Raw genomic sequence first — 13,348 nt, 5'->3', positions numbered from 1 at the left:
ACTGGTTGTTGTATGCGACTAATCCGTCACAACAATTGGTTATCACTTCTAAAATCAAATATTATATGAACATTTCTAAGTATCGGAAGCTAACTCTGATAGTCCCTTTTACACTTATGTTGGGATTGGGGGCTTGCGAAAAAGACTTCGAAGAACTCAATAAGAACCCCAACGTAGCGGAGGTTGCTACGCCGTCTTTTATCCTGACCAATGCACTTGAGTCGACGATAGACCGTCAATTTGGTGTAGAGGCAAGCATGGATGGTGGCGATATCATCGTTCAACACATGGCGAAGATTCAGTATCCGGATGAGGATGCTTATTTCTTCCGCACTACTACCTACCAGAATATCTGGAATGGTTTCTATGCGCAAGGCCTAGAGGACTTCAATCTCATCACAAAACTGGGTGTAGAGCAGAAGAATCCAAACTATCAGGCTGTTGGTCTGATCATGCGGGCTTACACCTTCTCACTGCTAACGGATATTTACGGTGACATTCCTTATTCTGACGCTTTGCGTGCAAAAGAGGGAGTTTTGCAACCTAAATACGATAAGCAACAAGATGTCTATAAGGGCATTTTGGGTGAATTGAAGCAAGCTACTACGCTGATTGATGCATCAGGAAGCGCCATCTCTGGCGATATCCTTTTCGATGGCGATATGACGCATTGGCTGAAGTTTGCCAACTCGCTGCGTCTGCGCCTCGCTATGCGTATGACAGATACTGAACCTGAAAATAAAGCTTTCGCAGAGGGGATCATCAAAGAGGTATTAGCTAGCCCTGCTACTCTTTTCCAGAGCAATGCTGATAATGCCCAACTTGTTTATCGTAGCGCGGCGCCGAACAACAACCCAATCAACGAAAACCGCAAAACACGCGATGATCACCGGGTAAGTAAGACGCTGGTAACGAAGCTCACCGCTTTGAATGATCCTCGCTTGGCAGTTTATGCACAGAAGCCTGAAGCTGGCGGTGATTATGTAGGTGTACCAAATGGTATTGACGCCGAAACAGCTAATGGTTTGGGTCTAAGCAAAACCTCTAGACTTGGTAGCTACTTCACTCGTAGCGATGCTCCCGGTGTACTGATGACGTACGCTGAGGTGTTATTCTTCAGAGCTGAAGCAATTGCTCGTGGTATCGTTGCTGGCAATGCTGCTACTACCTATACCGCTGCTATTCGTGCCTCGATGGAGCAGTTCGGAATCGAATCTGCAGCAATCACAACTTACCTAGCTCAACCCGCTGTTGCTTATAATGCTGCTAACTACAAGCAGAGCATTGGTAATCAGAAGTGGATTGCTTTGTTTCAACAAGGTTTGGAGGCATGGTCGGAGTATCGTCGTTTGGATTACCCGAATGATTTGAAGCCCGGCCCAGAAGCTGCTTTGACTAAGCTCCCAACTCGTTTCCGCTACCCCGGCAACGAACAGTCGGTGAACTTGGCCAACTATCAAGCGGCAGTTGCTAACCAAGGCGCTGACAACTTGACGACTAAACTTTGGTGGGATAAGTTTTAATCTTATCTCTTCTATAAAAAAGCCCCCCAGCCATCTGGGGGGCTTTTTTTGTGCTATTAAAATCCAGACTCAACATGATTTGAGTTAGTAGAAGTCAGAAGCCTAAATATTTGTCCGTAAATTTCCCCTTGTGCTGTTGCTTTAGATAGAATTGCTCCCCACCCACTGTTATGTATCTTCCCTTTCTTAGTCGTGCGGCTCAGCGTCGGACACGCGCTAACTATATAGGACTTTTTATCCTACTCAATTTATTAAGCATATCCGGCGCCCTAGGACAGAAGGCAGTAACCTACAATGAGCACATTGCTCCCATCATTCAGAGCAATTGTACTTCCTGCCATAAACCCGGCGGCGCGGCGCCTTTTTCGCTGCTCACCTTTCAGGATGTGGCACGCCGAGCACGCACGATTCAGTCGGTGACACAAAGCCGGTATATGCCCCCTTGGAAGGCTGATCCGCATTACGTTTCCTTTGCCAATGAGCGGCGGCTGACCGACCAACAAATAGCCCTCATTCGCCGCTGGACCGAGTCAGGAGCCAAGCGTGGACCTGAAGTAGCACGTACGGCTTCGGTGCCAACCGCCGAAAAAGCCCCCCAGCGTAAGCCTGACCTGATTTTACGACCTAAAAAGGCTTTTGCTATTCGCGGAAACGGAACAGAGAACTTTGTCATGTTCAAGATTCCATTTGAGATACCTGCTAATCAGAATGTACAGGCAGTGGAATTTGTACCGGGTAATCGTGCTCTTTTGCACCACGCTAATTATGCCGTACAGTCGGTAGGCCCCGAAATCGACATCAATGCTGGTCAAGACTATGTGCTATCAGATCAGTTCCTGACCAATCTGCAAGAGTTTCAACCGCTCATGCAGCATGTGGCCTATTATGGTGGTTGGATACCTGGGGCAAGCAAACAGGAGTTTCCGACCGGGATAGGTTTTACAATGCCTAAGCGGGGAGTCATTCTCCTGACTGCTCACTATGGCCCTTCTGGCGTAGATACAACCGACTGGTCTCAAATCAAGCTCTACTTTACTAAGACGCCTATCACACGTGAGATTCAAGCCACCAGCATTGGTTCAGGTGGCTTGGGCACCATTGAGCCACCGCTGGTTATTCCTGCTGACAGCGTCAAAAAGTTTCGGGTTGAGCTAAAGACAAGTACCGATTTATCGCTGCTCTACGTCTGGCCGCATATGCACCTGATTGGCAAAAAATTCAAAGCGTGGGCAACAACTCCTGGAGGAAAGCAAATTCCATTGGTCAGTATTCCAGAATGGGACTTCCGCTGGCAGGAGTCCTATCAATTTCGCCATTTGACGCTAATTCCTAAAGGGTCAGTAATTCAAGTAGAGGGCACTTACGACAATACGGCTAACAACCCAAACAACCCCTTTTCGCCCCCCCAAACTATTATCTCACAGGATTTGATGGAAAGCCGAAGCGAAATGCTGAACCTGATAATGCTTTTTCTTCCCTATGAAAAAGGAGATCAAGAAAAACGAATCTGATAGGGATCGAGACTCATCTGTATAATTTTGCCAATTTTCAGTATGATATCTTATAAGAAATGTAATTTTTTACATCATTTAAATACAATAGCTCAACTATTAGATCGCTACGAAAAAAGATTATAAATGTTGTTTTAAACATTTCGTCGCTATTTTTAGCGGAGCAAAAGTTAAGTTTCACAATTCTTCTTACCCAAACCTTTTTTGCATGAAAAGAATCTTACTCATGAGCATATTGCTCATGTTCACCTTGCTACAGCAAGTCACGGCTCAAGACCGAAATGTATCGGGACGGGTAACAGACCGTCAATCAGGGGAAGGATTGCCAGGTGTCACAGTATTGTTAAAAGGCACTAACAATGGCATTTCAACAAACTCTGATGGTACCTTCACCTTGACAGTGCCCGCTACAGGAGGCATTCTTGTATTCAGTTCTATCGGTTATATTCAGTTAGAGCGTGAGATAGGTACAAATGCTCAGCTAAATGTGGCTCTGGCCGGCGACACTAAACAACTTAGCGAAGTAGTTGTGACGGCACTCGGTCAGGAAACTCAAAAGAAATCACTAGGCTACTCAGTGTCCCAGGTTCAGGCTGAAGAGCTTACACAAGCGCGTCAGACCAACGTTGTAAACTCGCTTGCTGGTAAGGTAGCTGGTGTACGCGTTCAGGCCTCTAACGGCATGGTGGGTTCATCCTCCAACATCTTCATTCGTGGTCTAACCACGTTCAATGGTAGCAACCAGCCCTTGTTCGTAGTGGATGGTATTCCGATCGACAACAGCGGTGGCACCAACGGTCTACAGGGTGGTGTATCAAACTCTAACCGCGCTATTGACATCAACCAAGATGACATCGAGACGGTTTCTATCCTGAAGGGGCCAGCTGCTGCCGTACTTTATGGCTCACGTGCTGCTTCAGGTGCTATTCTTATTACTACTAAGAGAGGTGCAACTCTAGGGTCTAAGAAACAGTCGGTGAACTTCACCTCAAATTACAACGTGGTAAAAGTTGGGCGCCTACCCGATTATCAGAACATCTATGGTCAAGGTAACCGTGGCGTATTTAACGTAATTAGCCAAGGATCTTGGGGACCTCGTGCAACTGGTCAAACAATCACCAACTTCCGCGGCGAAGAGGAGGCTTTGACTATTAACCCTGATGTTATTGAAGATATCTTCAAAACGGGCTCTAACTTCCAAAATAACGTCTCTCTATCTGGAGCTACTGAGCGGACCCGCTATTTCGCTTCCTATGGCAACCTACATGAAGTAGGCGTTCTGGACAGAAACGACCTTAAGCGTAACACTGTTACCTTTAATGGTAACGCTCAACTCACTGAGAAACTGCGTACTGGCGTAAACGTCATTTTCTCTAATAGCGTTTCTCAACGTACTCCTCAAGGCAACCAGTTGTCTAACCCCTTCTTCCGGACCTGGTTCTTGCCCCGTAGCTACGATGTAAACAAGTATCCTTTCGAGTTGCCAAACGGTGGGCAGCAAGGTGCAGCTGTTACAGGTACATTTGTTCCTTCTAACACGTGGTACAGCAATGATGACAATCCATTGTGGACTATTAAGAACAACACGTACGATGACGAAATCAACCGTGTTGTAGGTAACGTTAGCCTTGGCTATGATTTCACTGATTGGTTGTCTTTGGACTACAAACTCGGTACTGACACTTATGCTCAGGAGTTTAAATATGTAAACGCCCGCGATAGCCGCGGAACTAGCATATCTAATACGAACCCGACCGTTGTAGGTAACATCTTGGATGAGACTTTCACCCGTCGTGAGCTTAGCTCCTATTTGAACCTCACTTTGAACCGGAACATCACGGAGGATTTAAATGTGCGTTTGCTGTTGGGTAATGAGATTAACCAACGTCGCACCAGTGATGTGGGTGTAACGGGTAGCGATATTCAAGTGCGTGGCTTCAACAACATCGCCAACACTAGAACATTCATTCCCTTCGGCAACAAGACAGCAACACGCTTGATTGGCTTTTATGGCGACCTGAACGTAGGCTACAAAGACTTCGCTTTCTTGGGCCTAACAGGTCGTAATGACTACTCTTCTACTTTCAGCAGAGAGAATCGCTCTTACTTCTATCCAGGTGTATCTGCTAGCGTTGTATTCACTGATGCTATTCCTGTATTGAAAGACAACAAAATCTTCACTTCGGGTAAGATCAGAGGTGCTGCTGCTACTGTAGGTCGTGAGGCTCCAGTATATTCTACAGATACTTACTACGCATCTACTAACAACCCAGCAGATGGCTTTGGTCCTGCTATCAATTTCCCTTTCCGTGGTCAACTAGGTCAATCCTTGGGTAACGTAGGTGGCAACCCTGATCTAGGTCCAGAATTTACGACTACTTATGAAGGTGGTCTTGACCTGAGCTTCTTCGGTGGTCGCCTAGGCTTCGAAGGCACTGTTTATAACCAGCAGAGTAAAGACATCATCTTCCAAGTACCAGTAGCTGGTGCTTCAGGTTTCACTAATATCTTCCAGAACATTGGTAAATCAGAAGCAAAAGGCATAGAAATTCTTGTTACTTCTACTCCAATAAAAGCAGGTAGCTTCACTTATAGCAACTCGATCAACTGGTCACGCATTCGTAACAGAGTTGTATCGTTAGCGCCCGGTGTAGAGCAAATTACTTTGGGTGGTTTCGTGTCGCCAAGTACTCGCTTGATTGCTGGTCAGCCTTATGGTGTTCTGTTTGGCAGCGTATTCCAGCGCTCACCACAGGGTGACTTGTTGCTCAATGCTCAAGGTCGTACTCAGCTAGCTTTGGACAACAAAATCGTAGGTGACCCAAACCCAGACTGGACCGGTGGTTTCACAAACACGTTCACCTTTAAGGGTCTTACTTTAAACACCCTATTGGACGTTCGTTATGGTGGCGACATTATCTCTCGTAACGTAAGTGACTTGCGTCGTCAGGGTGCAGCAGAAGAAACCGCCGATCGTGACAATGTATATGTTACAAAGGGTGTGATTCAGCAAGCAGATGGAAGCTTCGCTCCAAACAATGTTCAGATTACTGCAGAGGAATACTTCGATGACCTTTATGGTTTTGGCAAAGCAGAGTTCGTGGTATTTGATGCCTCTTGGATCCGCTTGCGTGAAGTAGCCTTGACGTATTCACTGCCTAAGGCACTAACCGACCGGACGTTCTTAGGTAACGTTGAGTTGGGCATTAATGCTCGCAACGTATTCTTGTATGCTCCTAATGTGCCTCACATTGACCCAGAGGTAAATGCTCAGGGCCAAAGCAACTCACAGGGTCTGGAGTTTAATGCGTTGCCACAAGCACGCACTTATGGCGCTTCGATTCGCCTAACCTTCTAATTGATTTAATTCTTATAACATGCGATTTTTCCGCTTTACTAAATATGTCGCATTCACAGCCATGCTAGGGTTGCTGGGTGCCTGCGACGATTTTCTAGACGTGAACCAGAGTCCGAATGCGGTGCTAGCTGCTCCTGCACCTAACGTGCTGGTGGCTGCTCAAAGTCATCTCGGCTTCTTAATGGGCTCCGATATTCACCGCTATAGCTCTCTGTTTGTACAGCAATTCTCAGGTCAGGGTGGCGCAGGTATACAGAGTGCGGAGTACGACCGTTACAATGTAACTGCAACAGACATGAACAACGTCTGGCGTACAAACATTTATGGTGGTGCCTTGTCCGATATGCAGAAGCTCATTGAGCAGACGCAAACGAATAGCCCTCGCTACGCTGGTATCAGCAAGATTATGCAGGCTTTCACCTTTGCCATTACTACTGATGCTTGGGGTGATATTCCGTTTACAGATGCACTGAAGTTTGCTGGAAACGTACAGCCTAAATATGATAAATCAGATGCTGTGTATACTAGCATTCTAGCCCTTATTGATTCAGGGGTTGAGGATCTAGGAAAAGCCTCTGATTTATCTCCCCTCACTGATGACCTAATATATGGTGGTGATCTAAATAAGTGGAGGAAGCTTGCTAATACACTAAAATTGCGGTTGTATGTACATTACTACCCAAAAGTATCAGCCACTGCCACTAGCAATATTGCTACTCTGATTGCACAGGGTCCAACGAATTTCATCAGCACAGCAGCTGATAACTTCCAGATGGATTTTGCCGCCGTTTCGAACAATGAAAACCCAATTCATCAATTCGAGGGTCGCCGTCCTAACCAGTTTTTCCCGAGTTCAACATTGGTTGGCTTGATGAATACTAAGTCAGACCCACGCCGTGCTACTTATTTTACGGCCTCTCCAGTAGCTGGTCAGTACACTGGTGCTGGCAATGGCACAGGAGCATCTGGTGCGCCTTCTACCGCTTTCTCTCGGATGCATACTTACCTACGAGGAGAAGCCACAACTGTAGGTACTACAACTACCTATACAGGAGCTGCTCCTATCCGAATGTTGATTGCTCCTGAGTATCACTTCATTCTGGCTGAATATTACTTCCGTACAGGTAACGTAGCTAGTGCTACTACTTCCCTGACTACTGGTGTTCGCACTTCCATGCAAATGGCAGGAGTAGCTACTACTGCCATTGACACTTATGTAGCAGGCTTGCCAGCTCAAATTGCTGCTTATACTGCATCTAACGGGGCTGAAGCGCTTCTACGGGCTATTATAGAGGAGAAGTATGTAGCTAACTTTGGTGTTGCTGTAGAACCTTGGACGGATTGGCGCCGCACCAAATATCCTGTTCTAAACCCTGCTGCTAACGCTGTTCTCCCTCAGATACCTAGAGTTCTGCCCTACTCTGATTTGGAGCGTGTCGCTAATCCAACTAACACGCCTGAGCGTTCAGACTTGACGGCTCCAGCAGTCTTCTGGGATCCAGGTCGCTAGCAATTAGTCGCCTCGTGAATAAGCATATCTATTCACGAGGCACTTTCCCTTCTCTTTAATAAGATTACTTTCATGAAAAGAACCATTTATCACATGCTATTGCTACTCGTAACAGCAATAACATTAGCCAGCTGCGAGAAAGAGGAAGAGAACTTTCGGGTTACCCCTCCTACTCAAATCGTCTTTGACGACTTTATCGACAAGAACACAGCCGACTATAAAGTAGCCGGTAATATTGTCTTAAAAATATCAGCACCGGGTGCCAGCTCTGTACGTGTTTTAAGCACTTACACGGGTGGCACAAAAGACCTAGGTACGCTTGCCGTAGCTGACGGTAGTGCTACACTCAATATTCCAGCAAGGTCAGTGCGTGCTACTGGCACTGTTGTAGGTGCAGGCACTAACCCCACTTCAACTCGTGCGGCTAACACTTACACGTTTAAAGTTGATGCTACAATGCCAGATGGCACTGTAGCTACTCGCTACTTTACTGCTGTGATTGTGCAATAGTTAAATATTATAGAGGTAATACATAAATGTGTATTACCCCTTAAAAAAGCCCCCTAGAAAATTCTAGGGGGCTTTTTTGTGAGCGTTATCTTTCAGATTCAGGCTTTTATGATATCATGTCTATAAAGTACAACAATCTATTTAATCCCTAAAGGCATTATTATATATAACCCTTTTCATATAAATATTTTAATTTACTCTGAAAATACAATTTTTGTATAATTATTATAATATGTAATATCTTTTACAAAAAATCATGTTAAAAACATGTTACGATAATATTATCTCATTTAATTTATAATTACTTTAGCTCAACACTCACCTTTTTCCATTAATCAATCTATTGCATGAAAAAAATCTTACTAATGAGCTTTCTGCTCATTGTCACCCTGTTGCAGCAGGTGACAGCCCAAGATCGAAGCATCTCTGGTAGGGTTACAGACAGACAGACCGGGGAAGGATTGCCAGGTGTAACCATCCTTGTGAAAGGTACTAGTAATGGTATTTCAACTAATTCGGATGGAAGCTTTACCCTTTCAGTCCCTAGTACTGGAGGTACGTTGGTATTCAGTTCTATTGGTTATACTACCCAAGAACAGGCAATTGGTACCAATAGCCAAATTAATGTAGGGCTGGCAGCCGATACCAAAGCACTAAGTGAGGTAGTTGTAGTCGGCTATGGTAGCCAATCTAAGGCGCTTGTTACTGGCGCTATCACCTCAGTTGATGCGAAAGAGTTTCAAGGTCAGCCCATCGCTGGCGTTGATCAGGCTCTACAAGGTCGGGCGTCGGGCGTTCAGGTTACGGCAAACTCCGGAACGCCTGGCGGTGGCATTGCGGTGCGTATCCGTGGCAATAACTCCATCTCCGCTAGTAGCGACCCACTCTATGTAGTAGATGGTGTGCCAATCAATACCGGTAGTTATTCTAATATCGGGGTTGGTAACCAGCAATTGAACGCGCTTTCTGATATCAACCCGAATGATATTGCTTCAATTGAAATTCTGAAAGATGCCGCTGCTGCTGCTATTTATGGCTCCCGGGCTGCCAATGGTGTTGTGCTGATTACAACCAAGCGTGGTCAGGCTGGCCGCACCAAAATAACTTTTGATACTTATCAGGGTGTTCAGCAAACCATTAAGCGCTTGGATGTTCTTACTGGTCAGGAATCTCAGGACTTGATTAATGAACAGCGCGCTAACGTTGGACAGGCACCATTATATGTAGCCGCTACCCCAACAGCCTCACAATCCTTATTCACCGGCGCTAACACGAACTGGCAGGATGAAATATTCCGTTCAGCTCGCATTAGCAACTACACCCTTACGGCATCTGGCGGGGACGAGCGCACTCGTTTCCTGATTACAGGTAGCTACTTCGATCAGGAAGGTATTATCATTGCGTCAGGCTTTAAGCGTGGCAGCGTAAGGTTTAATCTTGACAACAAGATCTCTGATCGTGTTCGGATCGGGATGAATGTAACGGGCAGCCGTTCACTCAACAACCGTATTGCTAATGACAACAACATTTACGGTGTCCTGAGTGCTGCCGTATTACTGGGTGCCCAGACTCCTATTTACAATGCCGACGGTAGCTTTGGCCGGGACCGTTTTTCCTCGGTTGAGAACCCCGTCGCAGCTGCGACCTTGCCTATTCTGGAAGCGCGTAACAATCGTCTGATTGGTAGCGTGTATGCTGAGGCAGATATCCTTAAGAGCTTACGCTTCCGCACTTCTTTAGGTGCCGACTATCTAAACCTGAAGGAAGATCGATTCTTGCCAAGTACTTTGTTGCAGGCTACAGGCAGCAACGGCTTGGGCAATGCTAACAGCCGTTACGATGTGCTTTGGCAAACAGAGAATACCCTGACGTTTAATAAGTCATTTGGTGACCACAACCTCACCTTATTGGCTGGTCAAAGCGCTATTAAATCTACCCAAGAGGGTATTACTACGACTGTTTCAGGATTCGCTACGAACAAAATCACTCGCTTGGCTGCGGGTTCAGTCAGAACTGAAGCTTCTTCGGATGGTACTCTCTGGACGCTGCTTTCGTATTTCGGCCGCGCTAACTACGACTACAAGGGGCGCTATATAGTAAGCGGCTCTTTACGTCGTGATGGTTCATCACGCTTTGGTGAGCAAAACAAATACGGCATCTTCCCTGCAATCTCAGGAAGCTGGCGTATTTCGGAAGAGGCTTTCTTTCCAGAGATTTTCCTCAACGAGTTGAAACTGCGTGGTGGCTACGGTGAAACGGGCAACTTCGAGATTGGCAACTTTGCTTCGCGCAACCTTTATGGTGTAAGTGGCGACAACTTAGCTAATTATAATCAACTAGCAGGCCTTGTACCTACCCAAATCGGTGTAAGTGACTTGACTTGGGAAAAGTCGAAAGAAGTCAACGTTGGCGTAGACTTAGGCTTCTTAGATAGCCGCTTTATGTTCTCGGCTAACGTGTTTCGTAAGCAGGCTGATGCTTTGCTGCTGAACCGTCAACTGCCGCTAACTTCTGGTTTTGCTTCGGTTACTCAAAACATTGGTAGCCTTGAGAATAAAGGATTGGAGCTTGAGTTGACTTCACAGACCATAAAAAGTGAGGCGTTTAACTGGACTACTAACTTCAACCTGTCCTTTATTCGTAATGAAGTGAAGGCGCTGGTTAACAACGCTCCTTTTTTGTCTGGCTTTGCTAACCGCGTGCAGGTAGGCTCACCACTGGGTAGCTTCTATGGTTATGAAGTTGACCGCATCTACCAAACTCAAGCAGAGATTGATGCTGATAACGCTGCGGCCCGTGAGGCTGCTGGTCGCCAAACTGTATTCTATCAGGCTCAAGGCACTCGCCCTGGCGATATTCGCTTCCGCGACTTGAATGGTGATGGTCTTGTTACGGCAGCAGACCAAGATATTATTGGTTCAGCCCAGCCAAAATTCTTCGGCGGCATCAACAACCAGTTGAGCTTTAAAGGTTTTGATTTAGGCTTCTTCTTCCAGTTTCAGTACGGCAATGAGATTTATAACAGCACTCGCTCGTTTGCTGAGGGCATGAATGGCCAGTTTGGCCAGCTTGCTGCTGTCAGAGACCGTTGGACGGCTACCAATCCCAGCACTACAATGCCCCGGGCAGCGCAAGGTGACCCCAACAATAACCGCCGGACCTCGACGCGTTTCCTCGAAGATGGCTCTTACGTACGTCTGAAGACGTTGACATTGGGGTACAACATTCCTGAAGGCATTACCAAATTGGCTCGCTTGCAGACCGCTCGTATCTATGTTTCAGGTCAGAACCTATTAACCTTCACTGACTACTCTGGCCTCGACCCTGAGATCAATACTTTCAGCGGTAGCAACACTTCTTTGGGCACTGATTTCTTGACTTTCCCACAAGCCCGCACCGTTCAGGTAGGCATTAACTTGGGTCTCTAACTTGTTCTTTTTCTCTGACTATATGACCGTTCGTTCCAAATTAGCAACACTAGCAATGCTTGGGCTATTGGGCTTGAGTGCAGGTAGCTGCTCTGACTTTCTTGAACCTACTCCTCAAACTTCAGTTGACCGCAACGATGTATTTACTGACCTAGAAGGTGCTCGTGGGGCAGTAATTGGCATCTATGGAGCGTTAACTAGTGCCAACTACCTAGGACTGCTTTATCCTGTTTTTGCCGACTTGGCTGCGGATAACTTGGCTCACATTGGTACCTTCCCGACTTACGCCCAGGTTAAAAACCGTAATATCCTGACTGATAACGTTAATAACCAGGATATCTATTTCGCGATTTATCGCACCATCAACCGCGCTAACAACGTCATTGCTCAGGTTCCATCTATAACTAGCATTAATGAAGACCAGCGCAATGCATTCGTAGCGGAAGCTTTGTTCTTGCGGGCTTATGCGCACTTTGATGCAACTCGGTATTGGGGCGATGTAGCCTTAGTGCTCACTCCTACCTCTACTCCTGATGCAACATTGAACGTTGCACGCACGCCTCGAGCTGCCGTGTACGAGCAAGTGCTTGCTGATCTAGCAGCTGCCGAACCAGCATTGCCGGAAGTGAACGTAGGACGAGCCACTAAATCGGCTGCTACTGCGCTTCGTGCCCGTGTAGAGTTGTACCGCCAGAATTGGCAAGCCGCAGCCGCTGCTGCTGATCAGATTATTGCCAGCAATCGGTTTCAGTTGCTACCTAGTTACCGGACTGTATTCACAACTGAGAATTCGGCTGAATCAATTTGGGAAATTCAGTTTGATGCCAATACGCAAAGCTCATTGGCCTTTTTCTTTTTACCTGGAACGAACGGTGGCCGGAACGAAGTGAGCCCTACTGGGCCCGCTAGTACGCTGCCCACGGCGTACGAAGCTGGTGACCAGCGTAAGGATGCCTCTATTTCTAATGGCGCGTTCCAATTAAATAGCAGAACAGTTGCCTCAGGGGTTGGTATCAAATACACTGATCCAGGTACAGGTACTGATAACTACCGTGCTATCCGTTTTGCTGAGATCCTGCTTATAGGGGCAGAAGCAAAAGCTCAATTGGGTGATTTGACCGGTTCACTTACTCTATTAAATAGAGTTCGAGTGCGTGCTGGACTGGCTCCAAGAGTAGCTCTATCTCAAACAGCACTATTAGATGCTATTGCCCAAGAGCGCCGGGTAGAACTTGCGATGGAAGGACATCGTTGGTTTGATTTGGTACGCACAGGACGAGCCCAGAGTACACTAAGCATTGTAGATCCAAACCGTGTCCTTTTCCCCATTCCATTCCGGGAAACGGTTAACAATCCGAACATAACTCAGAACCCTGGTTACTAGGATTTAGTATTTTCTTCAAAAAAGCCCCCCAGCTACTTAGCTGGGGGGCTTTTTTATTTATGCTTTATCAGCAAGAAGGCCTACCCTGTAAAACACAAATTGTTAAGCTAACAGTTTGTGTTTA

General features: G+C 46.5%; 7 protein-coding genes. All 7 read left to right on the top strand.

Annotated features, from left to right (window positions below):
* Positions 1-65 precede the first annotated feature (65 nt).
* The 7 genes from H8B13_RS07205 (at position 66) to H8B13_RS07175 (ending at position 13,224) form a co-directional block, all read left to right on the top strand.
* Positions 66-1,523 (top strand): SusD/RagB family nutrient-binding outer membrane lipoprotein, encoded by a 1,458-nt coding sequence (locus H8B13_RS07205; protein WP_187310113.1) that lies wholly within the window; start codon positions 66-68, stop codon positions 1,521-1,523.
* Positions 1,524-1,693: 170 nt separating this feature from the next.
* Positions 1,694-3,034, top strand: a complete 1,341-nt coding sequence (locus tag H8B13_RS07200; RefSeq protein ID WP_222841357.1) for a c-type cytochrome — start codon at positions 1,694-1,696, stop codon at positions 3,032-3,034.
* Between the two features lie 208 nt (positions 3,035-3,242).
* Positions 3,243-6,392: a SusC/RagA family TonB-linked outer membrane protein gene (locus H8B13_RS07195; protein WP_187310112.1), complete on the top strand. Its 3,150-nt coding sequence runs from the start codon at positions 3,243-3,245 to the stop codon at positions 6,390-6,392.
* A 19-nt stretch (positions 6,393-6,411) separates the two neighbouring features.
* The gene (locus H8B13_RS07190; RefSeq protein WP_187310111.1) at positions 6,412-7,902 is read left to right on the top strand and encodes a SusD/RagB family nutrient-binding outer membrane lipoprotein; all 1,491 of its coding nucleotides are present in this window, start codon (positions 6,412-6,414) and stop codon (positions 7,900-7,902) included.
* Between the two features lie 72 nt (positions 7,903-7,974).
* Positions 7,975-8,412 (top strand): hypothetical protein, encoded by a 438-nt coding sequence (locus H8B13_RS07185; protein ID WP_187310110.1) that lies wholly within the window; start codon positions 7,975-7,977, stop codon positions 8,410-8,412.
* Between the two features lie 347 nt (positions 8,413-8,759).
* Positions 8,760-11,840 carry a SusC/RagA family TonB-linked outer membrane protein gene (locus H8B13_RS07180; RefSeq protein ID WP_187310109.1) on the top strand — a complete coding sequence of 1,027 codons (3,081 nt, stop codon included), beginning with the start codon at positions 8,760-8,762 and terminating at the stop codon, positions 11,838-11,840.
* A gap of 22 nt (positions 11,841-11,862) precedes the next feature.
* Positions 11,863-13,224, top strand: coding sequence for a RagB/SusD family nutrient uptake outer membrane protein (locus H8B13_RS07175; protein ID WP_187310108.1), 1,362 nt, complete (start codon positions 11,863-11,865; stop codon positions 13,222-13,224).
* Positions 13,225-13,348 lie beyond the last annotated feature (124 nt).

The organism is Hymenobacter sp. BT188, assembly GCF_014333585.1.
Classification (GTDB): domain Bacteria; phylum Bacteroidota; class Bacteroidia; order Cytophagales; family Hymenobacteraceae; genus Hymenobacter.
The sequence above is the reverse complement of the archived record's forward strand: the minus strand, read 5'-3'. Positions and strand labels throughout refer to the sequence as shown.